Genomic DNA, 25873 nt, shown 5'->3' on the forward strand with positions numbered 1-25873 from the left:
ATTATCGTATCTTTTATTATTTACCAATCCTTTTCCAAACGACCACCCTGGATAACTTGCTGTTTCTTCACCTTATCCTGTACATCTTTCTCATCCTGCATCACCGACTTCAAAAGTTGTTCAGCATTTTCCTTTGACATCTGATTTTCTTGTGGCTGAGGAGGTTGCTGCTGTTGATCCTGATTCTGCTGATCTTGTTGATTTTGGTCTTGTTTGTCTTTATCTTGTTCTTTTTCCTGCTCCTTTTTGTCCTGATTCTGATCTTGGTTTTGATCTTGATTCTGCTGATTCTGTTCCTGATCTTTCAGCATTTTCTGAGCCAAAGCCAAGTTATAACGCGTCTCGTTATCTTTCGGATTATTACGTAGCGACTCTTTGTATGCTTCCACAGCTTTGGCATAATCCTTACCGGAGTGGAATATTACTCCCATATTATGATAGATTTGAGCAAGATTACCCTTATCTTTCTCCATTTTAGTGGCAGCAACAAACTGCTCCATAGCCTCCTGCAACTTATTCTGTTGCATAAGCGTATTACCCAGATTATACATGGATATCGCTGACTTCGGATTCACATCAATAGCTTTCCGATAATTCACTTCAGCATTTACATACGTACTATCTTTATAAGCACGGTTTCCCTTACGAATATAGTCGCGTTCCGCTTTCTGTGCAGAAACTGAAATAGCCGTCAGTAGCAGCAAGATAATTCCGATAGTTCTATTTCTCATCATCATACCTTTCTTCCTTTTTAAACAGATGGATATTACGGAATAACGGGTTTTTACGTTCCAAAATCAGCATTTCAGCCAACAACAGTAACAATATAATCCATGCAACAGCCTGGAATTGTTCGTTGAACTCTGTATAAACCTGTGTTTCCACATCCGCTTTCGCCATTTTATTAATTTCTTGAGCAATTGCCTTTTGCGCAGCATTTGAATTGTCTACACGCACATAAATCCCATCTCCTGCCTGAGCTATTTCCTGACACATCTGCTCATTCAAGCGGGTTACAACCACGTTTCCGTCACGGTCACGGCGGAAGTCATTGGTTCCTTCTACGGGAATAGGTGCACCATCAGGCATACCCACCCCCAGAACACTGACTTGAATACCTTTTTCTGCAGCAGCCTTGGCAGCTTCCACAGCTCCGCCTTCATGGTTTTCACCGTCAGTAATAACGATGACGGCACGCCCTACTCCTTCCTGGGGTGTAAAACTGCGGATAGCCAGATTAATAGCTGCACCGATAGCCGTACCCTGCTTGGATATCAACGACGGATTAATAGATTCCAAAAACATCTTGGCAGAAATATAATCGCTTGTAATAGGCAACTGTGTAAAGGCATCACCGGCAAACACAATCATACCTACCTTATCATTCTCCATTTTGTCAACCAACTGTGCTACCAATCTCTTGGCTTTCTCTAGACGACTGGGTTGTACATCTTGTGCCAACATAGAGTTAGAAATATCCAACGCAATCATTACCTCTACCCCCTGACGCTTCACAGTCTCCAGCTTAGAGCCAAACTGCGGACGTGCCAGCAATACAGCAAACAGTCCGATTGCAGCAAACACCAGCCAAAACTTCACATCCGGACGATATTTAGATACATCCGGCATCAACTGTGCCATTAGCACCGGATCGCCAAACTTGCGGATCGCTTTCCGTCTCCGATAATTGGAGTACAGGTAGAAAGCCGCCAAGAAAGGCAACAGGAGCAACAGGTATAAATATGTAGGTTCTTCAAATCGAAACATCTTTCTATGTACAATTTAGTAATTTACAATTAATGCATTGTTTTAAGGTATCTTCTTCAAGATAGAATTACGAAGCAATACTTCAAGTAACACGCACAAGAATGCCGCCAAAGCAAACCAACGGTATTCTTCCTGGCGCTTGCTGTATTCCTTCACATTCAACTTGGTTTTCTCCAACTTATCGATCTCTTCATATACCTCTTTCAGCTTAGAATTACTGGTGGCACGGAAATAATTACCTTCTGTGGTAGCCGCAATCTGCGTCAGTGTCTTTTCATCAATCTCCACTGGCATATTGACATACTGCACAGTGTTACCCACCGGATAAGGATACGGAGCCATTCCGTTTGTACCTACACCAATTGTATAAACCCGGATACCAAAACTCTTAGCTATTTCTGCCGCAGTCAGCGGAGATATATCTCCTTTATTATTTGTACCATCCGTCAACAGAATGATTACTTTAGACTTCGCTTTACTATCTTTCAAGCGAGTAACTGCATTAGCAATACCCATACCGACTGCTGTTCCATCTTCAATAATACCACACTTAATGCCTTGAAACAGATTCAGAAGCACTGCATGATCCACCGTCAACGGACATTGCGTAAAACTTTCACCGGCAAATAAAGTTATACCGATATTATCATTGGGCCGACCATTGATAAACTCCGCAGCCACATCTTTAGCAGCTTCCAGACGATTCGGTTTCAAGTCCTCTGCCAGCATACTGGTAGATACGTCGATGGCCATCATAATATCTATACCTTCAATTTCACTGTTTTGCCAGCTATTAGTAGTTTGAGGACGCGCCAACACTACGATAATCAATGCCAGGGCAATAATACGTAACATAAAAGGCACATGCAACAAATAGTTCTTATAACTCTTCGGCGTATGAGCATATACACGAGCATCCGAAATCTGAAGTGTAGCTTCATTATTCCTCCGCTTCATGATATACCATATTATATAAGGTATAAGCAACAGCAGCAAAAACAAATATTCAATATTGGCAAAAACCATTGTATTTACTATTTAACAATTTACAATTTAAGATTGGAGTTACCCTTAAATTCTGCTATCATGCAAAATAATTGTATAACTGCATTCCAATATAAACGAACGAACCAATCAAGGCAACCGACAATACTACGATGCCTATGCCCAGCAATATTTTAGTACGCAATGAACGTTTCTCAATAATGGTAATTTCAGTGGGTTGCGGTTTTGCATTCTCCACTTCCTTCTCCTTGGTTTCATTGATAAATTCGATGGCATTGATCAGATTCGCATCATTTTCGTTCATTAATGGATTATGTTTAGCGAACTTCACCAAATCGGCAGTCTCAAAAAGAGAACGTAAATCTGCAATAGCTTCTTTATCTTGCATTTCAAGCATTCTTTCTATAATCTCCGAAGAGGTCATTTCCAAAGCATTGAAACCAAAGCGCTCTTTAATATACGTACGCAAAGTCTCTGTCAATTCGGTATAATATTCCTTCGGTTGTCCCTTTTGCCATACTTTCTCACCCTTTATGCGCTCTATCTCTTTCATAGCCTGTTGATGCGGAGGTAACTTCGGTTCAACCTTTACCTTACGGATGATAGGTTTATTGTCACAGATACGCATGATCAGATAGATAAGTAATAATGCAATCGGAATAAGCAATATACCACAGGTGATAATCCCATACCAGTCTTCCCACACAAAAGGAGGCTGCATTACTGTCTTCGGACCAAAAAACTGTTCTGGATTCTCAGGATCCAATGGCACATTCATCGAATATACCTTCAGTGCCAACGCCTTCGAACGATATACCTTATTATCCACCGATACTTCCATCGGTGGCAGATAATACAATGCCGAGTCGAATGATGTAACAGTATACTCCTGCGTAATCAGCATTCGTTTATCATCATTTATATACTGCGTATCCGGCTTTGCAACATCTATAATCTCCACACCACTTACCAGTGTATCCGTATAAACAGGGAAAATAGCCCGTTTATCGGCATCCAAGGCTACCTGAAGTTTAATCTTCGCCTGGTCACCGATATAAATTTGCAGAGAGTCAATGGTAGCATCCACTGTTACCGACTGAGCCACTGCCTTGCCAGTCAACATCCCCAATAGGGTTATCAGAAATAGATATCTTTTCATTTTTCCGATTAATTTCGTTTCGCAAACAAATTCATCAATGCTTTGACATAGTCCTGATCGGTGCGTACCGACACATTATCGACATTACTTTTAGTGAATATTTCGTTCAGTTCCACCTGTTTATTCACCCACCAGTCGTGATGAGCACGACGAACAGCACGCGACGAAGTATCAATCCACTGCTCATGTCCGGTCTCAGCATCCTTTATTTTCATCAAACCGATAGCCGGCAGTTCCTCTACCCTGCGGTCATACACCTGGATAGCCACCATATCATGTTTCCGGTTGGCGATAGTCATTGCATTCTTAAAGTTCCCCTGATCAATGAAATCGGATAACAAGAAGGCTGTACAACGACGCTTCATTACATTTGTCAGATATTCCAGTCCCAGCCGGATATCAGTCCTCCGACTCTCCGCTTTAAAGTCAATCAGTTCGCGAATAATATATAAGATATGCTTACGCCCTTTCTTAGGCGGAATGAATTTCTCTATCCGGTCAGAGAAAAAAATAACCCCGATTTTATCGTTGTTTTGTATAGCCGAAAAAGCCAAAGTTGCAGCTATTTCCGTCACCATATCCTTTTTCATCTGCTTCACCGTACCGAATTCCAAACTACCGGAAACATCCACCAGCAACATAACGGTCAACTCGCGCTCTTCTTCGAACACCTTCACGTAAGGCTTATTGAAGCGAGCGGTCACGTTCCAGTCAATGTCGCGTATGTCATCGCCAAACTGATATTCGCGCACCTCGGAAAATGCCATACCCCTACCCTTGAAGGCCGAATGATACTGACCGGCAAAGATATTGTTGGATAATCCGCGCGTCTTGATTTCAATCTGACGGACTTTTTTTAACAGTTCACTTGTTTCCATCTATATCGTTAAATAATTCCGTTAATAAATACCGGCAACGTTTTTTAAAAACGTTGGCAAGATTCTTTAAAAACGTTCACATCATTTATTAACAGGTCTCGGAAGACCTTTTTAAAAATGCTTACTGAATTAAGGTACTTCAACCTTATTCAGTATTTTGCTGATAATCTCGTCAGAAGTCAGGTTGCTGGCCTCTGCTTCGTATGTCAATCCGATACGATGACGCAATACGTCATGAGCCACAGCACGAACATCTTCAGGAATCACATAACCACGACGTTTGATGAAAGCATAAGTACGGGCAGCCAATGCCAGATTGATAGAGGCACGGGGAGAACCACCAAAACCAATCATATCTTTCAGTTCCTTCAGATCATATTTCTCCGGATAACGGGTAGCAAATACAATATCAACAATGTAGCGTTCAATCTTCTCATCCAGATATACCTGACGAACAACTTTACGTGCTTCAATAATCTCCTGAGCTTTCAGAATAGGCTTCACATTGAATTTATCGCCATTGATATTCTGGCGAATAATCAGTTTTTCTTCTTCCATCTTCGGATAGTCGATAACCACTTTCAGCATGAAACGGTCCACCTGGGCTTCAGGCAACGGATAAGTACCTTCCTGTTCGATAGGATTCTGTGTAGCAAGTACAAGGAAAGGTTCGGGCAACGGGAATGTTTCCGTACCAATAGTTACCTGACGTTCCTGCATTGCTTCCAGCAAAGCACTCTGTACCTTGGCCGGAGCACGGTTAATTTCATCTGCCAGAACGAAGTTGGCAAAAACAGGTCCTTTCTTTACTTGAAACGTTTCGTCTTTCTGACTGTAAACCATTGTACCGATAACGTCGGCAGGCAGCAAATCGGGAGTAAACTGTACACGACTGTATTGTGCATCGATCAGTGAGGCAAGCGTCTTAATCGCTAATGTCTTTGCCAAACCGGGTACACCTTCTAATAATACGTGTCCATCGGACAGCAAACCGATTAACAATGACTCTACCAGATGTTTTTGTCCTACGATAATCTGGTCCATACCAGCAGTAAGGTTGGTAACAAAAGAACTTTGTCTTTCAATCCGCTCGTTCAGTTCGCGGATATCAATTGTTTCAGCCATAAATACTATTATTTTTATTGTTTGAATTCCATTGATTTCTCCAGTATGCTACTGGTAATTATTTTTTTCGCTCCCAAAAGTACAGGAATAAATTAACCATACCAACTAATTTTTATTAAAAAACGATTAGATTAAACTACTTTCATAGAGTTTAGTAGTTAACAATAGTTTCTGAAAAGAATTTCAAATTCGCAGACAGGAATAAATAGCAAATCACCCCTGCAAGTGAAGTATTATTAACTTGCAGGGGTGCAATATTTTCTTTTATTTCTTTTCGAGCTCCGGTATCTTGATTACAGTACCATACGGCACATGATCGGGATTCTTTATAACACCCGAATTATACTTCACAATATAGGGCCACAGGGCCTTAGTTCCGTAAAAGCGAAGTGCAACCTTTGTCAGAGTTTCTCCTTCTTGGATAGTATAGGTAGCTTTCGTACCTACAATCTTATAATTTACAGAGTCTGGCTCAAAAGGAGTTGCAGCAGCTTTCTTTGTCTCTTTTTTAGGAGCAGTAGCAGGAGTCTCCTGTTTTGCAACCGGCTTCGGCTCTTCAACAACTTTAGGAGTAACAACTTCTGCCACAGTATCTTTCTTCGCAACCACAGTTGTGGTATCTTTTCGAACAATACTATCCGTCAGAGCGACCGGAGCGGCCGGCTTCTCCACCTTTTCATCAGCAACTTTCTCTGTTGGCGGTGGAGATATTCTGTCAAATAAATCCGGATAATACATAAAAGTAACAGCACCTACACATAATAAGACAACAAGTACTACGATTCCAATGAAAAACTTCATCGTAGAACTATCTGCTTTATTCACAGGAGGTGATGGAGGTTCAGGAACTTCATAAGTAGGCACCAAATCTTCTTGATCCTTTTGTTCTGTCAGAGGTTCTTCTACACACTCACCCACCGGAGTAATTATCTCCGTTACAGGCTGTTTCACTTCTCCAGATAGAACGCCAGGTGCCTCTACAAGCTGTTCTGACTCTTCAATCTGAATGACGGGGTCCGTCTGATCAACCTGAATTTCTTCTTCCCGAACAGGTTGTTCTGTAGTTTCTATTACTTCTTCAACTACCTGAATATGTTCCTCAGCTACTACTACAGATTCTTTTTTAACAATTTCAGCAGTTTCCTCAATGATCTCAGTTGGTACTTCTACCACTTCCACAGACTCCTCTACAGTTTCAGCTGATACTTCTATTGATTCTTCTACAGTCTCTATAGTTTCCTCTGAAACAACGTCTGCCACTTCTGTATTAACGACAGACGTTTCTGATTCCACAAACACCTCTTCTTTTTCCTCCTCTTCGGAATTATCCTCCACCGGTGTATCTTCTAACACGGTTTCATCATTCAATACCACAGTCTCAAAGTGAGAAAAAGGCTTGTTTATCAAGTCCTTCAAGGCAGGTTCCGGAGCAAATGAAACTTTTGTATGCCCCTGTATTTCAAATCGTTCCCCTGTATTTATATTTACGCTCTCACGGCTCTCTACATCAATCAGTTTAAATGTGCCCAAGCCTCTAATCTTTACATACTTATCATTCTCCAGCGATTCTTCAATCAACTGAAAAAACTCTTTCACGAAGCTCTCGGCATCCGCCTTATCCATGCCATGTTTTTCTGCGAGCAATTCTATTAAATTCTGTATATTCAGCTTCTCATTCATATTTATGGAAGATTACTTGAGTAAAAGAGGATTACTTAAACTTATCTTTCAGAGCCGTGCTGGGTCTGTATGTTAATACTAATTTAGGTGGAACCAACATGCGTAATTTGGTTGTAGGATTGATAGTGATACGCTCCGCTTTCTTCTTTACCTCGAACGTACCGAAACTTTGTACAGAAATGGCATTTCCTTCTTGCAACTGTTGCGTCATATCCGACAGCAAAGATGCAATCAGTTCGGATGTGTCCTTTATGGTATATCCCAATCTTCGTGACAATTCTGAAGTAAATTCTTTATTATTCAAAATCCAGCTATTTTTATAAAGTTCGGTGCTATATTAGCAAAACTTCCGCACATACACAAATTCTTCAGGAAAATTATTTAAATAACTCGTCCAAAAAGGTCGAAATCATCGGAATTTATAATCTCTACCTGGTAAAAGTTACCAATAAGCAATTTCTGTTTACCCTGTTCTATCAGAACTTCCGGATCTACTTCTGGGGAGTCAAATTCCGTACGGCCAATATAATAATCTCCTTCCAAACGATCGATAATTACTTTAAGGCATTGACCGACCTTTGCTGCACTCTGTTCTGCCGAAATCCCTTGCTGAATTGACATCAACTCATCCAGGCGTGCTTGTTTCACTTCCTGAGGAATTTCATCCTCATAGTGTGCAGCAGCATAAGTACCTTCTTCTTTGGAATAAGTAAAAGCCCCCATTCTATCGAAACGAGCCTTACGAACAAACTCTTTTAATTCCTCAAAATCAGCTTCCGTTTCTCCCGGATGTCCTACCATCAAAGTAGTGCGCAGATGAATACCCGGTACTTCTTTACGGAATTGCTCTATCAGATGATAGGTTTCTTCCTGAGTCACATGTCGCCGCATCTTCTCCAGCATCGGATTACTGATATGCTGAAGGGCGATATCCATATACTTGCACACATTAGGACGCTCACGCATGACCCGAAATAAATCCATAGGAAAATGTGCCGGATAAGCATAATGCAGCCGAATCCACTCCACACCAGGGACTTCAGAAATACGTTCTATTAATTCGGGGAGCATTTGCTTCTTATATAAATCCACTCCATAATATGTCAATTCCTGAGCAATAACCTGAAACTCTTTCACTCCCTTACTTACCAGATAACGAACTTCATCCAAGACCTCTTCCATCGGACGTGAGACATGTTTTCCTGTAATAATAGGAATAGCACAATACGAACACTTCCGATCACAACCTTCTGATATTTTCAGATATGCGTAGTGCTTAGGAGTGGTAAGTGTACGTTCTATATGAAGCTCTTCGTGATATGCCTTACCAAGATCCTGCAACAACTCCGCCCAGTTAAATTTACCATAAAATTTATCTACTTGTGGAATTTCGATAGCTAATTCTTTCAGATAACGCTCCGAAAGACATCCCATTACATATAATTTTTCTAAATTCCCTTCTTCCTTTGCCTGTGCAAATTCCAAAATCATATTGATGGACTCTTCCTTTGCATCACCGATGAAACCACAAGTATTGATCACTGCAATTTCTCCCTCAGGCTTTTCCGTATCATGAGTCACATGATATCCGGCTTCTTCCAATTGCCGCATCAAATGTTCCGAGTCCACTAGGTTTTTAGAACATCCTAACGTTATAATATCAATGGTTTTCCGCTTCATGCATTCTCTCCAAACAACGAATCAACAAATTCTTTCTTACGGAACACCTGCAGATCTTCCATACCTTCACCCAGACCAATGTATTTTACCGGTATTTTGAACTGATCGGAAATGCCAATAACAACTCCCCCTTTCGCAGTGCCATCTAATTTAGTAATAGCCATCGCAGTCACTTCTGTAGCCAATGTGAACTGTTTAGCCTGCTCAAATGCATTTTGTCCGGTGGAACCGTCCAAAACCAGCAAAACCTCATTAGGAGCATCAGGAACCACTTTCTTCATTACATTCTTAATCTTAGTCAACTCGTTCATCAAGCCAACTTTATTATGAAGACGTCCGGCAGTATCAATGATTACCACATCGGCATTATTAGCAACAGCAGAATTCAAAGTATCATAAGCCACAGAAGCTGGATCAGCGCCCATTTTCTGTTTGATTACAGGTACTCCTACCCGACTTCCCCAAATATCCAATTGTTCGACAGCTGCCGCACGGAAAGTATCCGCAGCACCCAGATAAACACTTTTACCAGCTTTTTTAAATTGATAAGCCAATTTACCAATAGTAGTCGTTTTACCGACTCCATTCACTCCCACTACCATAATAACGTAAGGTTTCTTCTCAATCGGAGCTTCAAAGTCATCCACATCATCTGAATTATTTTCCGTCAATAAGGCAGCGATTTCATCGCGCAAAATGGTGTTCAATTCTTGCGCATTCATATATTTCTCTGACGCAGCGCGTTTCTCTATACGTTGAATAATATTCAATGTCGTTTCCACGCCTACATCCGATGTTATCAACACCTCTTCCAGATTATCAAGCACTTCATCATCCACTTTCGACTTTCCTGCCACAACACGGGCAATTTTTCCGAACACACTTTCCTTTGTCTTAGATAATCCTTTATCTAATGTTTCCTTTTTATCTTTTGAGAAAAAACTAAAAAATCCCATATTCTATCTATTAATACAATACATTATGCCACAAAGATATAACAAAGTAATGAAAGTACAGGGATAAAGTACAAAAAAAATCCCCTTATCGGAATACGATAAGAGGATTTTATATTCAAACGTCTTTCGACGGACTATCTTATCTCTTGAAAAAGTCTTGCACTTTTTCGTTCAATACCATCTGTTCATCAAAAGTGTAAGCACCAGTTTTGGGTGACTTAACCATCTTGATAACCTTTGTATAAGCACGACCTTCTTTAGAACCTTCGTGCAAACTTGCTACAGTTTTCTTTGCCATGGGTTATACCTTATTATTTAATTTCTTTATGTACTGTTACTCTCTTCAGGATCGGGTTATATTTCTTCAATTCCAATCTTTCAGTTGTATTCTTTCTGTTTTTTGTAGTGATATAACGAGAAGTTCCCGGCATACCACTATCTTTGTGTTCTGTGCATTCCAGAATCACCTGTACTCTGTTACCTTTTGCTTTCTTTGCCATAATCAGTATTCTCCTCTACTTTTAGCCAATTACTTTAATGCTTTTCCAATCACAATAACCTTTTGCTACTGCATCGTTCAAAGCAGCGTCCAGTCCTTTCTTATTAATAATACGCAGACCGTTAGCACAAATGCTAAGGCTGATCCAGCAATCTTGCTCTACATAGTAGAACTTCTTGTTAAACAAGTTCAAATCAAAGGTTCTCTTTGTTCTTCTCTTTGAGTGTGAAACATTGTTGCCAATCATGGCTTTCTTTCCGGTAATTTGACAAATCTTCGACATTTCTATCTTATTTTTATAGTTTTTATCTATACTTATTTCAAACAGAGCGCAAAGTAAGTACTTTTATCGATACCAAACAAGTTTTTCATAAAATAATTCACTGTCTGATAGCATTTTTTCTTCATTTTAAGCATGTACGGAGCATCTTTAAAGCATTCTGAATAGCATTTTGCACATTCCTGGCTCTTCCGTCATCTCCCTCTTGTTTGAAAGTTACAATTTCATTTTTATAGGCAGCCGCAATCCACACTGTTCCGACAGGTTTTTCGGATGTACCTCCTCCCGGACCGGCAATCCCGGATGTGGCAACAGCACAATCTGTTTTCAATGCTTTCATCGCACCTTTCACCATTTCAATCACTGTTTCCTGACTGACGGCTCCATGCCTTTCCAATGTTTCAGCAGAAACATGAAGCAGAGAGATCTTTACCTCATTGGAATAAGCCACAATTCCCCCATTGAAGTATTCCGAACTTCCCGGAACGGAAGTCACTAAAGCAGCAACACCTCCTCCTGTACAACTTTCTGCGGTGGAAAGGGATAAATTCTTCGATTTTAGTAATTCCCCGACCTCTTCTTCCAGTTTCATATACCTTATTATATATAATTTATATTTTTGTTCTATTTTTCCTGCTAATATTACCCGAACCGTGTCCGGACCGTATTTGCTCCGTATCTATAGCCTTGGAGCAGATACGGAGCAGGTACGGGCCAGACACGGACCGGGTGCGGTGCGGACAAAGAAATGTTCTAAAACTCCTTTCACTTCAATGTGACACGCGAATAAGCCGGCACATCTATCGAACAGAAATCCTTATCCTGATATTTAAAATAACCGGTAATGGCAATCATGGCAGCATTATCCGTTGTATAGCTGAATTTAGGGATAAATATCTTCCATCCATACTTTTCAGCATGTTCACGGAAAGCATTACGCAGGCCGTTATTAGCAGAAACCCCACCAGCCACGGCTACTTGCTTAATCTTATATTCCTTTGCTGCCTTACGAAGTTTGTCCATCAGAATATCTACAACAGTAGCTTCGAGTGAAGCAGCCAGATCAACCTTATGATGTTCGATGAAATCAGGATCTTCCTTCATCCAATCACGTAAAGAATACAAAAATGAGGTTTTCAAGCCACTGAAACTATAATCTAATCCGGGAATATGAGGTTTACTGAAAGTAAAAGCCTTCGGATTGCCCTGGCGAGCCAGTTTATCAATAATCGGACCACCGGGATACCCAAGCCCCATCACTTTCGAACACTTATCAATAGCTTCCCCTGCAGCATCATCAATTGTCTGGCCCAAAATCTCCATGTCATTGTATGCCTTCACCAGGATAATCTGTGAATTTCCCCCTGATACAAGCAAGCAAAGGAAAGGAAATTCAGGCTGAATAGCATCCTCACCTTCTGCTTTAATAAAATGAGCTAAAACATGGCCAGTCAAGTGATTAACATCAATCATTGGAACACCTAAAGAACAGGCAAAACCTTTGGCAAACGACACGCCTACCAACAAAGAACCCATCAATCCCGGTCCTCTTGTAAACGCCACCGCACTCAATTCTTCTTTAGTTACTCCGGCACGTTTCAATGCTTCATGAACCACTGGAACGATGTTTTGCTGATGTGCACGTGAAGCTAATTCGGGAACCACACCGCCATAGGCCTCATGCACCGCCTGACTGGAAACGACATTCGATAGCAGATACCCATCTTTGATGACGGCAGCAGAGGTGTCGTCACAAGAGCTTTCTATTCCTAAAATTATTGTACTCATATCGTTATTTACGTTTAAACGCTGCAAAAGTAGTGATAAAAGTAGGATTGATAACGTATTATTTCATATTTTTGTTGGCTAATTCAAACAAACCGCCTATCAGAAAGTTAAAGAAGACAGTTCGCTGGGTGCTCGGTATTATACTTAGTTTGTATATCGGGACTATATTGTTGTTGAACATTCCTTACGTTCAGCGACAAATATCTGTGCTTGTTGCGAACGAACTGGCTAATGTACTGGGTACACAACTAACCATCGGGCGGATCAATATGGGACTACTGAACCGCATTATTATTGACGATTTATTGTTAAACGACCAGTCAGGCAAGGAAATGCTAAAAGTATCCCGCCTTTCTGCAAAATTCGATATACTTCCTTTGTTCAAGGGCAAAGTATCGATCAGTAACGTACAGTTATTCGGCTTCAACATCAACCTGGAAAAAAAGACACCGGAAGACATACCTAACTTCCAGTTCGTACTCGATGCATTTGCCTCTAAAGATACCATAAAAAAGGAAAGTAATCTGGACATACGTATCAACTCGTTGCTGATACGACGCGGTAAGATGTCTTATAACGTATTGTCGGCAGAAGAGACACCCGGAAAATTCAATGCACAGCATATACAGCTACGAAACATCATCGCCAATATCTCGTTGAAAGCGCTCCAAAATGACTCTGTCAATGCAGCTGTGAAGCGCCTGAGCATTGAAGAAGAAAATTCCGGTTTTGAGTTAAAAAAACTAAGTCTCAAGATTGTAGCAAACAATCAGAAGATGAGCATTGAGAACTTCGCGATTGATTTGCCGAATACTTCGCTTGCAATGGATACCATCCGTATGGAATATGACAGTCTGGGAGCTTTTAGAAACTTTACCAATGATGTACGCTTTTCCTTGCGGATATTGCCTTCGGACATTACTCTTTGTGACCTCGCCCCTTTTGTTCCGGCCTTTTCCCCTTTCAAGGAAAATTTGCAAGTGGCTTTGGAAGCTAACGGTACTATCAACCAGTTGAATTGTCCTCATCTGTCGATTACAGGAAACCAGCATTTTCATTTAAGGGGAGATGTTTCCTTGCAAGACCTGTCGCATCCTCAGGATGCATTCGTATTCGGCAACCTTTCCAGTTTATATGCTGATCCGGAAGGCATTGCATTTTTCGTTCGCAATTTGAGTAAGAACTACGAAGGTGTTCCTCCGGTACTGCAACGCTTAGGCACCATCTCGTTTAATGGGGAAGTCTCGGGATATTTCACAGATATTGTAACTTATGGTCTGGTGCGTACCGATATAGGTTCTATCAAGACCGACTTAAAATTAAGTTCAAATAAAGAAAAAGGTTATTTTTCTTATTCGGGTGCAGTAAAGACTGAAGAGTTTGAGTTAGGCAATATGCTGGCAAACGACCATTTAGGAAAGGTTACATTCAATCTCAAAGTCGAAGGCAGCCACTACGAAAAGCAATATCCTTCCATAGTAATGAAGGGATTAATCGCTTCCATTGACTATAGTGATTATAACTATGAGAACATCACACTCGACGGAGAATATAAACAAGGCGGTTTCAACGGAAAGGTAGCATTGGATGACGAAAACGGTTCTGTTCTGCTAAATGGTAGCATTAATACAGCCAGTCGTGTACCGACTTTTAATTTCCATGCCGATATCCGTAATGTACGCCCCCACGAGCTTCACCTGACACCTAAATATGAAGATACGGCAGTTTCTATTCAGTTAACGGCTGATTTCACCGGTGGTTCCATCGATGAAATGAATGGAGAGATCAATATTGACAGCCTGCAATTCACAGCACCCGATAGAAACTATTTTCTGGACAACTTAAAAATAATCGCCACCCGGGAAGATGAATCGCATAAACAATTAAAAATAGCCTCTAATTTCCTGAATGCAAGTATTGAAGGAGATTATTCCTATCGTACACTGCCCGCCAGTGTACTGAACATCATGCGAAGATATATTCCTGCTCTAATATTGCCGGACAAGAACCCCATAGAAAGTGAGAATAACTTCCATTTCGACATAAATATCTTTAATACGGATTTATTCTCCACCATCTTTAATATTCCGGTTAAGGTCTATACACATTCTACCCTAAAAGGATACTTTAATGACAAAGCACAGCGCCTGCGAGTAGAAGGATATTTCCCGCGTCTGCGCTATGGAGACAAGTTCCTTGAATCGGGTATGATCTTGTGTGAGAATCCCGGTGATAAATTTCATGCACGTGTACGATTCAGCAATCGTAAACCGGAAGGTTCCATCAACGTATCGTTAGACGCACAAGCCAAAGATGACCTTATTCAGACCTCTTTGAATTGGGGAAACAGTAGCGCTGTCACATATAGTGGCAAATTAGCTGCTGCTACACATTTCATCCGCACACAAGCTGAGGATCAGAACAAAAAGCGTTCCCGCTCAAACAAGAGTATTCCGGCTTTGAAAACCGTCGTCGATGTTCAAAAAACGGATATTATCCTGAATGACACTTTATGGGAAATACATCCGTCAAAAGTGGTAATCGACTCCGGAAAGATATATATAGACGATTTTTATTTCAGCCATAAAGACCGATACCTGCGCATCAACGGAACTATCTCAAAACAATCTCAGGATACGCTACGCCTGGATTTAAAAGATATCAATATAGGCTACGTATTTGATATTGCCGACCTTGGAGTGAATTTTAAAGGAGAAGCTACTGGTCCTGCCTATGCCAGCGGAATATTGGAGAAGCCTGTTATGTATACTGACCTTTTCATCCGGGGCCTTGGACTAAATGACGGTTTATTGGGCGATGCCAACATTCACGGAGAATGGCACCATGAAGTAGAAGGCATCTATCTCGATGCCCATATCCATGAAAAAGATACAGCCAAAAGTCATGTATATGGCTACATATATCCCATAAAACCTAAAAGTGCGCTTGACTTACAGATTGAAGCTGACAACACCAACCTGAAGTTCATAGAACACTACATGAGCAGTATCACACCTGAATTTAACGGACGTGCCAGCGGTCACGTACATTTCTATGGCAAATTCAAAGGGCTTACCATGGAAGGGCGCGTACTTGGCAATGCCTCCATGAAGGTAGACGTACTGAATACCACTTTCTTTATAAAAGACAGTATTCGTATAGAACCGAATGGACTGACTTTCCAAGATAACCGGATATTCGATACACAAGGCAATCAAGGACATGTAGACGGCTATCTGCATTATGAACACTTCAAGAACCTGGAATACCGTTTCCAGTTTGGAGTGAACAACATGCTGGTAATGAATACGAAGGAGTCGCTGGATTTTCCTTTTTATGGAACGGTATACGGAACGGGTAATGCCCTGATAGCAGGTAACGCAAGGGATGGAGTCAATATCGATGTAGCCATGACGACCAACCGGAATACCAACTTCGTATATATAAAGGATAATGTATCTTCAGCCGCCAGCAACCAATTCATCAAATTCGTGGACAAGACACCACGCCGGGCTGTGCTGGATTCTATCAATCTGATTTCCGACTATGAACTGGCGCAACAGGAGATACAGCAGGAGGAAGAAAGTGACACGGATATCCGCCTGAACCTGCTTGTAGAAGCTACACCGGATGCAAGCATGAAGATAGTGATGGATCCCATCGCCGGTGATTACATCAGTGGACGAGGATCCGGAAATATCCGCACGGAATTTTATAACAAGGCTGACGATGTGAAGATGTTCGGTAATTATCGTATCAGCCAGGGAGTTTATAAATTCAGCCTGCAAGAGGTAATACGCAAGGACTTTACCATCAAAGATGGAAGTACTATCAGTTTCAATGGTCCTCCGTTGGATGCCACCATGGATATCCAAGCAAGTTATATGGTGAATTCCGCATCCTTGAATGACTTGGTGCCGAATGTAAGCAACTACGGAATTCCAACGAGTATCCGTGTAAACTGTATCATGAACCTGACGGGGCAACTAACTTCTCCGGACATCAAATTAAGTCTGGAAGTGCCTAATGAACGGGATGAAGTACAAGCCCTTATCCGTAACTACATTTCAACGGACGAACAAATGAATATGCAGATTCTCTATCTGTTAGGTATCGGCAAATTCTATACACCCGAGAATGTAGATGCCACACAAAATTCGAACATGATGACTTCTGTACTTTCATCCACCCTTTCGGGACAACTAAATAATGCACTTTCCAACATTATTAATAGTAACAACTGGAATATAGGTACCAACCTCAGCACCGGAGAAAAAGGCTGGACGGATATGGAATTCGAAGGAATGCTATCGGGGCAATTACTGAACAATCGTCTGCTTATCAATGGTAACTTCGGATACCGCGACAATCCAATGGCAAATACAAACTTTGTAGGTGACTTTGAAGCCGAATGGCTTGTGAACCGTAGCGGAGATATCCGACTGAAAGCGTATAATGAGACGAACGACCGCTATTACACAAGAACCAATCTGACAACGCAAGGCATCGGTATCATTTTCAAGAAGGACTTCAACCGATGGAAAGAGCTTATGTTCTGGAATAAATGGAGGTTGAAAAGACTGAGACGGGAAATGGAACAAAAGGAAGCGGAAAAGAATACCGAAGAACAAACCGAAGAAACTGAAACCACTGCTACCCAGGCGGCAGCAAAAGCAAAAGAAAAGAGAGGGGGAAGTTAATTTTCCCCTTCTTTATTTTCATACAAACTATCTATAATACCATCCGCCAATCCAATCACCGGAACATGTATATATTCGGAACGTACCACCTTGGCTATAGTCAGAAAGATTTCAGCAGCAGGAACTATAACATCTGCACGGTCAGCTTTCAAACTAAATGTATCCATACGCTGTTCAGGTGTCAAAGGCACCAGTTTATCATACAGCGTTTGCAGTGAAGTGACGGGTAAACGCAGCTTCTTCTTATCTTTCTTCTCCGCCAATCGATAGAGCTTATTGATATTGCCACCGGAACCGATGATATTCACCTCTCCCAAACCTTCAGTCAATCGCTCCAGATCATCATGCATTTGTCCCCACACCTCCTCGCGGACCGCGCCACTAAGCATACGTACCGTACCAATATTGTAAGACAGGGAATGTTGCAGTTCTCCGTCAACTAGCAGATTGATCTCAGTACTGCCACCACCGACGTCTACATAAATATAATTACCTGTACGGTCGGCCATACACTCGATATGGTTGTTGTAGATCATTCTAGCTTCTTCCTGACCGTCAATGACTTCAATAGAGATACCGGTATCTTTCAATATCTTCTTGATAATGGATTTCCCATTACGGGCATCCCGCATGGCCGAAGTGGCGCAAGCACGGTAATCCGTCACATCATAAATCTTCATCAGTTGGCGGAAAGCTTTCATTAACCGGCGTAGCTTTACAGCCTTCGTTTCGGACACTTCGCCTAAAGAAAACACATCGAAACCAAGCCGTAATGGCACACGAAGCAACAAAACTTTGGAGAGACGCTTATTCAATACAGTCTCGTCTTCTTTTACTTTCTTAATTAAAAGCCGCACGGCATTAGAGCCGATATCAATGGCGGCATAGCAAGTATGAGTAGTTGGCATATCTATTTATTAAAATTATGCAGATAAACTATAATTCATTTACTGCAAGATAATATTTATATAATTCTTCTTGTGAACGGAACGGCGCACCGCTTCCATCTTCTCCCATCCAGGGACGATTCTCCCCTGTCCCATCTACAACACTTCCCTGGCAAGTATCACGTAAACCGAAATCTATTACCTTCCACAAGTCTTCTTTGATTCGGGCATCGTAGACAGGAGTTATCACTTCTATACGATTATCGAGATTGCGGGGCATCCAGTCCGCCGAACCGATAAATGTCTTATTCTCACCACCGGCAGCAAAGATGAAGATGCGTGAATGTTCCAGATACCGGTCGATAATACCACTGATATGGATAGTATCACTTATTCCGGGAATCCCCGTTACCAGCGAACAATTTCCACGCACTAACATATCTACAGGCACTCCGGCAGCCGAAGCTTCATATAGCTTCTTGACAATAGCAGAATCCGTTATATGGTTCACTTTCACGCGGATATACACCGGACGCCCTGATTGCCGGTTCTTTATTTCATCATTAATCAGGCGGATAAAGCGTAGTTTCATTTCATTGGGAGATACCAGTAGTTCTTTGAAATGAACGGGCGAATAAGGCTTCTCTATAAAAGTGAACACAGAATTTACATCACGTACTACGGAACGGGATGCCGTCATCAGCATATAATCCGTATACATGCGTGCATTTCCCTCATGGAAGTTCCCTGTACTGATACAAGCAATATCACTTCCCGTCTTCATTCCGATATGGGTTATTTTGGAATGGACTTTCAGCCCTTCCACCCCAAAAATCACATGAATGCCTGCATCCTGCATTTTCTTGGACCAATCGATATTGGATGCTTCATCAAAACGTGCCAGGAGTTCGATTACTACAGTCACCTTCTTACCGTTCCGTGCAGCACAAATCAGCGCTTTCACCACTTTAGAGTCTTTTGCCAGACGGTAAAGAGTCGTCTTTATACTCTTGACATCCTTACTAAGAGCCGCCTCCTGAAGCACACGGATATAGTAATCAAAACAATGAAAAGGTACATGGATATATCTGTCCTGCTTCTGAATAAGACGCAGCAAACTCACATTCTCTTTCAGTTCCGGCTTCAATATAGGAAGCCAGCGCGGATATTTCAAATCGCAACGCCCGCAATCGGGAAAAGCCATCAGGTCTTTATGATTATGATAACGCCCTCCGCCAAGCACAGTATCCAACTTATCCAGATTCAGGCGATTCATCACCCTCTTTAGTAAATCCTTTGGCATCTCCGCATCGTAGATAACCCGCAGGGCATCTCCTTTCTTACGGCTCTTTACCGCCTTCGAAATCTTCTGAAGCGTGCCATTGCGCAGGTCATTATCTATCTCCATTTCAGCATCTTTTGTAAACTTGAAAGCATACGCCTCGAAGCAATCGTATTCCATACCGGAAAAAATCATCGGCAGGCAAAAACGGATCACATCATCCAGATACATCAGATAACTGCGTTCTTCACGATCGGGCAGACGAATGAAACGTCCGCAAACAGAAACCGGAAGCTCTATCAGAGCATAATCGGTACGAGTCGGTAACTTCCGCATAACGGATGCCTTCCGAGCTTCGGAAACTTGCATTTTTACAGCAAGATAGATATTCTCATCCGTTGCTTCCGTCAGTTGTTTCACGGCAGAAAGCCAAACAGGACTGACAAAACCACTGAGCTGGCGGCGGAAGAAGTCACTGACGAAAGTTTGTTGTTCTTCGTCCAGCTCATTTTCCTTTAGAAGAAAGATGTTCTCTTCACGCAAGCGGTCGGTCACTTCATGGATAGTCCGTTCATACTCTTTGGCATACCTGTTATTCAGTTTGTTGATTTGCTTGATAAGCTGCTTGGCATGTTCGCTTTCCGAGCGTAAACTTCTATCCTCACACTCGGCTATGCGACTGAGAGTTGCCATACGCACACGGAAAAATTCATCCAGATTATTCGAATAAATTCCAAGAAAAGAAAGTCGCTCAAGTAAAGGAACGTTCGGTTTCATCGCTTCCTGCAAGATACGACGGTTGAAATACATCCAGCTTAAATCACGATCTATATGTGGAGCAGAGGCTATTTTCTTATTCATATATCAATTTATAATCATTTATAAAGCCTATTCCTTCCACCGTTTCTATACAGTTCAGTAACCGCCACTCGCAACTGCGTACCCAGCTACGGAAATTCTCTTCGGGTTGATACTCACTCCGGGCGAATTCCAACAAACGGTCTACCTCAAAATTATCGGAAATAATACCTGCTCCGCCGCGTGCCGCATCATAAGCATTACAATCCTGTTCAATGTGCGCCGGTACCATCAGCAAAGGCTTACCCAGATACATAGCCTCGCAAACGGATTCAAAACCTGCCGTAGTGGCATACGCCCGGCAACCCGACATATAGCGAAGGAATTTTTCGTCATCCAACTGATGAAATGACAATGTTTCATCCATCCTGCATACTTCCGGCTCATCCGGTTTGTCCCAGAAGAAGTGCAAAGGCACTTCTGGATGCTGCTCATGCCACTGGGAGATACTTTTTCCAAATCCGGCATTAACCATATAGCCATGCACATACTCTCCGGCAGCAGCTTCACAACAAAGCACTTCGCGCCGCAGCAAAGGCGGTACTACGTGTATATGCGCTTCTTCATCCGTATCCATCGGACGGAATGAGAGAGCCAGCTTCTCTTTGGCTCCGATACACGTGAGTCGCGTAAAAAAACGGAGCATCAGCAGGCTCACGGGATTCTTTTGGGGAAACTCAAAGTCATGATGCAGGAAAAGATACTGATGGCCGACACTGATCTGCGGTACAGAAGGGCGGAAAAAAAGATAAGTCAAGCCCGTCAACAACTCATAAAAGTTGATTACGAGGTCCGCATCAGTTTCATGGATACGCCGGTGAATATAACAGATGCTACGCAGATAAGCAGGAACCTGCATCAGGTTATATGCGATACTGCGAGACATACTGACCCGCTTATTGGCAGGCGTAGGCAGAAAGTTCGGACTGAGAAAGCGTTTCACAGGTGCCTGTATGCTACGGTTAAAGAAACCCGGCAGGCGACGAGTATTGCTCTTCCCCACCAGTACTTCTACTACCTCATGCCCGTTGCGCCGTAGAATTTCTTCCAGCGTGATGGCTTGCGTCAGATGACCGCGGCCTTCTCCTTGAACTATAAAAAGAACTTTCATCTTTATATTTATAATTTAGTAATTTACGATTTGTAATTCACGACTTCAACTACAGAGGCGCTCTTCAGGCTTTTCGTTCATCAGCATATCCTCATACCGTAACACTTCCCAATTTCCTTCCTCATCCTCTACGAGTGCCGAAAGAGTTTCCACCCAGTCACCGGAGTTAAGATAATGTATATCATCATAATAAGTATTTGCCGGATGATGAATGTGCCCGCAAATGATACCGTCGCATTTACGTGTACGGGCAAACTTCACCAGTTCCTCTTCAAAATCGGAAATATAAGAAACAGCGGATTTTACTTTTTGTTTAATCGCTTGTGACAAAGAATAATAAGGTTGTCCATGACGCGCACGATACACATTATAAATACGGTTCAGCCATAATATAAACGTATATCCCACATCTCCCAACTGTGCCAGCCACTTCATCCGTGTAGTGACGGTATCAAAAATATCTCCATGCGTCACAAAATAACGCCGGCCGTGACTCTCGTGAATGAAATCCCTTACAATCTTTATATTATAGAATGTCATCGGTGCCAACCCATCCAAGAAATCATCGTGGTTGCCACGAACATAAATCACTTCTGTTCCCTGTTTTTCCATCATCTTCATGATAACTTTGAAGAAATCCGTATGTTTTGCCTGCCATTTCCGGGTGCCGCCTTTGCTCAAAGCCCAGCCGTCAATAATGTCACCATTCAGTATCAATCGCCGGCAGTTGACGGATTTCAGAAAGTTGCTTACTTCAACAGTTTTTGAGTGAGAGGTACCCAAATGGATATCAGACAACACAATGGTAGAATAAAAAGTACGTAATCTCATAGTGCCTGTATTTTTAGTTGCAGGCAAAGGTCAGTTATTCGTATTACGCCGGTATGTAGAAAATATGACAAGTATCTTTCATTTTTTTCGCTGAACTTCCTTATCTTTACAGAAGATAAGCTGCATCTCAGCATAACTTTTTCATGCAAGCATGAAAGTTATACCTTCGATTTGCATTATCTTTACTCCCTCAAAAGAAACTCTCGTATGAAAAAGTCCGGAAATATCCTCATTGTTGATGATAACCGCGGTGTGCTCACCGCTGTGCAACTGCTGTTGAAACCCCATTTCGAAAAGATCATCACGCTCACTTCACCTGTCACACTCACCTCTGTGTTGCGTGAAGAAACTCCATCGGTGGTATTACTTGACATGAACTTTACATCAGGCATCAATACCGGAAACGAAGGATTATTCTGGTTGCAGGAGATCAAACGCCTTCGTCCCTCCTTGCCTGTGATTCTTTTCACTGCTTATGGAGACATCGACCTTGCGGTACGTGGCATTAAAGAAGGGGCTACGGACTTTATTGTCAAGCCATGGGATAATCAAAAACTGGTGGAGACCTTACTGAATGCAGCCCAAGCCATTCATAATAAGAATAACGGGAAAAGCGCCTCTCCCGTAACCCCTGCCATGCATTGGGGAGAAAGTCCCATCATGCAGCAACTGCGCTCGCTGGTGGAAAAAGTCGCCATAACCGATGCAAATATCCTTATCACCGGAGAAAACGGTACGGGAAAAGAGATGCTGGCACGTGAAATTCATGCACTTTCTTCCCGCCGTACGAAGGAAATGGTTGCCGTAGACATGGGAGCCATCACCGAAAGCCTCTTTGAAAGTGAGCTTTTCGGACATACAAAGGGCTCTTTCACAGATGCATACGCTGACCGTCCCGGTAAGTTCGAAACAGCAGACCATAGCACTCTGTTTCTCGATGAAATCGGCAATTTACCCTATCACCTGCAAGCCAAACTACTGACTGTGTTGCAACGCCGCTGTATTGTCCGTGTAGGCAGCAACCAGCCTATCGCCGTTGACATCCGTTTGATTTGTGCCACCAACCGCAATCTGAACGAGATGGTACAACGCAATGAATTCCGTGAAGACTTGCTTTACCGTATCAATACTATCCATCTTGAAATTCCGCCTTTGCGCGAACGGCCGGAAGACATTCTTCCTCTTGCCGAACGCTTTATAACACGCTTCTGCAAGCAATATGACAAAGCATTATTACGGCTTTCCGATGCTGCCTGTACCAAATTGAAAACACACTCCTGGTACGGAAATATCCGCGAACTGGAGCATGCCATAGAGAAAGCAGTCATTATCTGCGATGGCTACGAACTGCCGGCAGAACTGTTCCAGTTGCCCAAACGTACCGAAACCTCACGCACCGGAAGCGATGCCGGTACAGAAGCAGCCACCCTTGAAGAAATGGAACGAAAAATGATACAGAAAGCTCTGGACACCTGTAACGGCAATCTATCCGCTGTTGCCGCACAACTCGGCATCACCCGGCAAACTCTCTATAACAAAATGAAAAAGTTCGGATTATGAAACATTACTACCGATACATCACCGACCGCTACCTTCTCCGTATCGTCATCTCTCTCCTGCTGGCAGGAGCTGTCACGGTATCCATTATTTATAAAGACCTTCTATGGAGCGTCATTTCTTCCTTGCTGCTGTTGACAAGTCTGCGCTGGCAATGGAAACTGTATCGTCGGCATACGCAGAAGGTTCTGTTTCTACTCGATGCCATTGAAAACAACGATGCATCCATCCATTTCTCCGAACACGAAGACATTCCGGACAACCGTATTGTAAACCAGGCCCTGAATCGCGTTGCTTCTATATTATATAATGTAAAGAGCGAAACGGCACAACAGGAAAAATATTACGAACTCATTCTCGACTGCATCAATACCGGTATCCTGGTGCTGAACGATGCAGGTGCTGTTTACCAGAAAAATAATGAAGCCCTCCGCCTGTTAGGGTTGGAAGTCTTCACCCATGTCAGCCAACTAAGCCGTATTGATGCAAACCTTATGGGACTTCTCACCCATTGCCGTCCCGGAGATAAGCTGCAAACCCGCCTGTCCAACGAACGCGGTACGGTCAATCTCTCCATCCGCGTCTCCGACATAACTATCCGTCAGGAGCATTTCCGTATCCTTGCCCTAAATGATATCAATAACGAACTGGACGAAAAGGAAATCGACTCCTGGATACGCCTGATTCGTGTACTGACACATGAAATTATGAATTCCGTCACTCCCATCACTTCATTGAGCGACACATTGCTGACACTGATACAAGGAAGCGAAGAATTAAAAGCGAAAAGTGAATCCATCTCTTCCGACAAAGAAACTGCTGACGAGATCCGCAATGGCCTGCACACCATCAGCACTACAGGCAAAGGACTTCTCTCTTTTGTAGAAAATTACCGCCGTTTCACCCGTATCCCCAAACCGGAACCTTCCTTGTTCTATGTCAAAGGTTTTATCAATCGTATGGTAGAACTGGCACGGCATCAATATCCTGATTCCCATATCACCTTCCACTCCCACATCACTCCGGATGACCTTATTCTTTATGCAGATGAAAACCTTATCTCACAGGTACTCATCAACTTATTGAAAAATGCCATTCAGGCCATCGAGGCAGCAGGAATTCAAGAAGGTATCATCACCTTACACGCTTATTGCAATGAAAATGAAGCCGTACTCATCGAAGTGTCCAATAACGGTCCTGCCATTCCTCCTGAAGTAGCAGAACACATTTTCATACCTTTCTTCACCACAAAAGAAGGTGGCAGCGGCATCGGATTGAGCATTTCCCGTCAGATTATGCGCCTGTCAGGTGGCAGCCTTTCCCTACATCCCGGAAAGGAAACCATGTTTGTACTAAAATTCAATTAAGTAACGTCTAAAAAACAAAGTGGTATTAATGGAATTCTATTTTCTCCAGTAAGAGAAAAACTCTTTCCCAATAGGAGAAAAATAATTCAATGATAGACTAATAATGCGAACCAAGATTTGGATTATGTTCATTATTGAGCGGTAATGAACAAAATGTAATAAGATGGTAAAGTGATAAAGTGATAGCGGGATAACGCCCTGTGATATATAGCGCAGCTACTTTATCACCCTATCACCTTACCACCTTATTACTTTTTGTTCCTTTCTTTCCCAATCTGAACATTTTACATCTTGCATTTGTTTAAAAATAGACGTAACTTTGCTTTGCGAGCAACTAAATCTTTGAATAGACAACTTAAATAATACCGAATTTATGATTTTTACAGCAGAAAACATTCTTTTAATTGGTTCTATCTTACTTTTCAGCTAAATTATCCAAAAGTTTGGATAATCCGGGTTATCC

At 42.2% G+C, this 25873-nt stretch carries 22 protein-coding genes; 3 read left to right on the forward strand and 19 right to left on the reverse strand.

The window, feature by feature from the left end; translation table 11 throughout:
* Positions 1-20 precede the first annotated feature (20 nt).
* From BN161_RS26860 to tsaD, 15 genes are all read right to left on the reverse strand, one after another.
* Positions 21-737 carry a tetratricopeptide repeat protein gene (locus BN161_RS26860; RefSeq protein WP_007214244.1) on the reverse strand — a complete coding sequence of 239 codons (717 nt, stop codon included), beginning with the start codon at positions 735-737 and terminating at the stop codon, positions 21-23.
* Positions 721-1767, reverse strand: coding sequence for a VWA domain-containing protein (locus BN161_RS26865; RefSeq protein WP_044272158.1), 1047 nt, complete (start codon positions 1765-1767; stop codon positions 721-723). Before BN161_RS26865 ends, BN161_RS26860 begins: the two co-directional genes overlap by 17 nt.
* 42 nt (positions 1768-1809) lie before the next feature.
* Positions 1810-2793, reverse strand: coding sequence for a vWA domain-containing protein (locus BN161_RS26870; protein ID WP_044272160.1), 984 nt, complete (start codon positions 2791-2793; stop codon positions 1810-1812).
* A 58-nt stretch (positions 2794-2851) separates the two neighbouring features.
* Positions 2852-3931 carry a membrane exported protein gene (locus tag BN161_RS26875; RefSeq protein ID WP_044272161.1) on the reverse strand — a complete coding sequence of 360 codons (1080 nt, stop codon included), beginning with the start codon at positions 3929-3931 and terminating at the stop codon, positions 2852-2854.
* Positions 3932-3939: 8 nt separating this feature from the next.
* A complete protein-coding gene (locus BN161_RS26880; RefSeq protein ID WP_044272163.1) occupies positions 3940-4809 on the reverse strand; it encodes a DUF58 domain-containing protein in 870 nt (289 codons plus the stop codon).
* A gap of 129 nt (positions 4810-4938) precedes the next feature.
* Positions 4939-5934 (reverse strand): AAA family ATPase, encoded by a 996-nt coding sequence (locus BN161_RS26885; RefSeq protein WP_044272165.1) that lies wholly within the window; start codon positions 5932-5934, stop codon positions 4939-4941.
* Positions 5935-6198: 264 nt separating this feature from the next.
* Positions 6199-7614 carry an HU family DNA-binding protein gene (locus tag BN161_RS26890; protein ID WP_044272167.1) on the reverse strand — a complete coding sequence of 472 codons (1416 nt, stop codon included), beginning with the start codon at positions 7612-7614 and terminating at the stop codon, positions 6199-6201.
* A gap of 31 nt (positions 7615-7645) precedes the next feature.
* The gene (locus tag BN161_RS26895; protein WP_007218570.1) at positions 7646-7918 is read right to left on the reverse strand and encodes an HU family DNA-binding protein; all 273 of its coding nucleotides are present in this window, start codon (positions 7916-7918) and stop codon (positions 7646-7648) included.
* 77 nt (positions 7919-7995) lie between these two features.
* Entirely contained in the window at positions 7996-9294 is a 1299-nt protein-coding gene (rimO, locus tag BN161_RS26900) for a 30S ribosomal protein S12 methylthiotransferase RimO (protein ID WP_044272169.1), read from the reverse strand.
* Positions 9291-10250, reverse strand: coding sequence for a signal recognition particle-docking protein FtsY (gene ftsY, locus BN161_RS26905; RefSeq protein WP_007214254.1), 960 nt, complete (start codon positions 10248-10250; stop codon positions 9291-9293). The genes rimO and ftsY overlap by 4 nt, the downstream gene beginning before the upstream one ends.
* Before the next feature lie 139 nt (positions 10251-10389).
* The gene (locus BN161_RS28990; protein ID WP_074435197.1) at positions 10390-10548 is read right to left on the reverse strand and encodes a DUF4295 domain-containing protein; all 159 of its coding nucleotides are present in this window, start codon (positions 10546-10548) and stop codon (positions 10390-10392) included.
* 13 nt (positions 10549-10561) lie between these two features.
* Complete coding sequence (gene rpmG / locus BN161_RS26910) at positions 10562-10750, reverse strand: 50S ribosomal protein L33 (protein ID WP_002560155.1); 189 nt, start codon at positions 10748-10750, stop codon at positions 10562-10564.
* Between the two features lie 21 nt (positions 10751-10771).
* Entirely contained in the window at positions 10772-11032 is a 261-nt protein-coding gene (gene rpmB, locus BN161_RS26915; protein ID WP_007214256.1) for a 50S ribosomal protein L28, read from the reverse strand.
* A 121-nt stretch (positions 11033-11153) separates the two neighbouring features.
* Positions 11154-11621, reverse strand: a complete 468-nt coding sequence (locus tag BN161_RS26920) for a CinA family protein (protein WP_044272172.1) — start codon at positions 11619-11621, stop codon at positions 11154-11156.
* Between the two features lie 173 nt (positions 11622-11794).
* Complete coding sequence (tsaD, locus tag BN161_RS26925) at positions 11795-12817, reverse strand: tRNA (adenosine(37)-N6)-threonylcarbamoyltransferase complex transferase subunit TsaD (protein ID WP_044272174.1); 1023 nt, start codon at positions 12815-12817, stop codon at positions 11795-11797.
* A gap of 32 nt (positions 12818-12849) precedes the next feature.
* Here tsaD and BN161_RS26930 point away from each other — a divergent pair, with 32 nt between their 5' ends.
* Complete coding sequence (locus BN161_RS26930; protein WP_244436633.1) at positions 12850-17517, forward strand: translocation/assembly module TamB domain-containing protein; 4668 nt, start codon at positions 12850-12852, stop codon at positions 17515-17517.
* Here BN161_RS26930 and BN161_RS26935 read toward each other — a convergent pair.
* From BN161_RS26935 to BN161_RS26950, 4 genes are read right to left on the reverse strand one after another with little or no spacing between them, the layout of a single operon-like run.
* Positions 17514-18425: a Ppx/GppA phosphatase family protein gene (locus tag BN161_RS26935; protein ID WP_007218577.1), complete on the reverse strand. Its 912-nt coding sequence runs from the start codon at positions 18423-18425 to the stop codon at positions 17514-17516. The two genes, BN161_RS26930 and BN161_RS26935, sit on opposite strands and share 4 nt — an antisense overlap.
* Before the next feature lie 28 nt (positions 18426-18453).
* Positions 18454-20547, reverse strand: coding sequence for an RNA degradosome polyphosphate kinase (locus BN161_RS26940; RefSeq protein ID WP_044272176.1), 2094 nt, complete (start codon positions 20545-20547; stop codon positions 18454-18456).
* The gene (locus BN161_RS26945; protein WP_044272178.1) at positions 20540-21655 is read right to left on the reverse strand and encodes a glycosyltransferase family protein; all 1116 of its coding nucleotides are present in this window, start codon (positions 21653-21655) and stop codon (positions 20540-20542) included. Before BN161_RS26945 ends, BN161_RS26940 begins: the two co-directional genes overlap by 8 nt.
* 45 nt (positions 21656-21700) lie before the next feature.
* Complete coding sequence (locus BN161_RS26950) at positions 21701-22486, reverse strand: UDP-2,3-diacylglucosamine diphosphatase (protein ID WP_044272179.1); 786 nt, start codon at positions 22484-22486, stop codon at positions 21701-21703.
* A gap of 207 nt (positions 22487-22693) precedes the next feature.
* Between BN161_RS26950 and BN161_RS26955 the strand changes: the two genes are divergently transcribed.
* The gene (locus BN161_RS26955; RefSeq protein WP_044272182.1) at positions 22694-24046 is read left to right on the forward strand and encodes a sigma-54-dependent transcriptional regulator; all 1353 of its coding nucleotides are present in this window, start codon (positions 22694-22696) and stop codon (positions 24044-24046) included.
* Positions 24043-25410, forward strand: coding sequence for a sensor histidine kinase (locus tag BN161_RS26960; RefSeq protein WP_044272183.1), 1368 nt, complete (start codon positions 24043-24045; stop codon positions 25408-25410). Before BN161_RS26955 ends, BN161_RS26960 begins: the two co-directional genes overlap by 4 nt.
* Positions 25411-25873 lie beyond the last annotated feature (463 nt).

The sequence above is a fragment of the Bacteroides timonensis genome, from assembly GCF_000513195.1.
Lineage (GTDB): Bacteria > Bacteroidota > Bacteroidia > Bacteroidales > Bacteroidaceae > Bacteroides > Bacteroides timonensis.

Bases quoted from the DNA above. Each gene is read 5' to 3' on its own strand.
- BN161_RS26945 (WP_044272178.1), bottom strand. From the start codon at position 21,655: ATGAAAGTTCTTTTTATAGTTCAAGGAGAAGGCCGCGGTCATCTGACG.
- BN161_RS26960 (WP_044272183.1), top strand. From the start codon at position 24,043: ATGAAACATTACTACCGATACATCACCGACCGCTACCTTCTCCGTATC.
- BN161_RS26920 (WP_044272172.1), bottom strand. From the start codon at position 11,621: ATGAAACTGGAAGAAGAGGTCGGGGAATTACTAAAATCGAAGAATTTA.
- BN161_RS26935 (WP_007218577.1), bottom strand. From the start codon at position 18,425: ATGCCAACTACTCATACTTGCTATGCCGCCATTGATATCGGCTCTAAT.
- BN161_RS26890 (WP_044272167.1), bottom strand. From the start codon at position 7,614: ATGAATGAGAAGCTGAATATACAGAATTTAATAGAATTGCTCGCAGAA.
- BN161_RS28990 (WP_074435197.1), bottom strand. From the start codon at position 10,548: ATGGCAAAGAAAACTGTAGCAAGTTTGCACGAAGGTTCTAAAGAAGGT.
- BN161_RS26950 (WP_044272179.1), bottom strand. From the start codon at position 22,486: ATGAGATTACGTACTTTTTATTCTACCATTGTGTTGTCTGATATCCAT.
- rpmB (WP_007214256.1), bottom strand. From the start codon at position 11,032: ATGTCGAAGATTTGTCAAATTACCGGAAAGAAAGCCATGATTGGCAAC.
- ftsY (WP_007214254.1), bottom strand. From the start codon at position 10,250: ATGGGATTTTTTAGTTTTTTCTCAAAAGATAAAAAGGAAACATTAGAT.
- BN161_RS26860 (WP_007214244.1), bottom strand. From the start codon at position 737: ATGATGATGAGAAATAGAACTATCGGAATTATCTTGCTGCTACTGACG.
- rpmG (WP_002560155.1), bottom strand. From the start codon at position 10,750: ATGGCAAAGAAAGCAAAAGGTAACAGAGTACAGGTGATTCTGGAATGC.
- BN161_RS26870 (WP_044272160.1), bottom strand. From the start codon at position 2,793: ATGGTTTTTGCCAATATTGAATATTTGTTTTTGCTGCTGTTGCTTATA.
- BN161_RS26865 (WP_044272158.1), bottom strand. From the start codon at position 1,767: ATGTTTCGATTTGAAGAACCTACATATTTATACCTGTTGCTCCTGTTG.
- BN161_RS26885 (WP_044272165.1), bottom strand. From the start codon at position 5,934: ATGGCTGAAACAATTGATATCCGCGAACTGAACGAGCGGATTGAAAGA.
- BN161_RS26880 (WP_044272163.1), bottom strand. From the start codon at position 4,809: ATGGAAACAAGTGAACTGTTAAAAAAAGTCCGTCAGATTGAAATCAAG.
- rimO (WP_044272169.1), bottom strand. From the start codon at position 9,294: ATGAAGCGGAAAACCATTGATATTATAACGTTAGGATGTTCTAAAAAC.
- BN161_RS26940 (WP_044272176.1), bottom strand. From the start codon at position 20,547: ATGAATAAGAAAATAGCCTCTGCTCCACATATAGATCGTGATTTAAGC.
- BN161_RS26875 (WP_044272161.1), bottom strand. From the start codon at position 3,931: ATGAAAAGATATCTATTTCTGATAACCCTATTGGGGATGTTGACTGGC.
- BN161_RS26955 (WP_044272182.1), top strand. From the start codon at position 22,694: ATGAAAAAGTCCGGAAATATCCTCATTGTTGATGATAACCGCGGTGTG.
- tsaD (WP_044272174.1), bottom strand. From the start codon at position 12,817: ATGAGTACAATAATTTTAGGAATAGAAAGCTCTTGTGACGACACCTCT.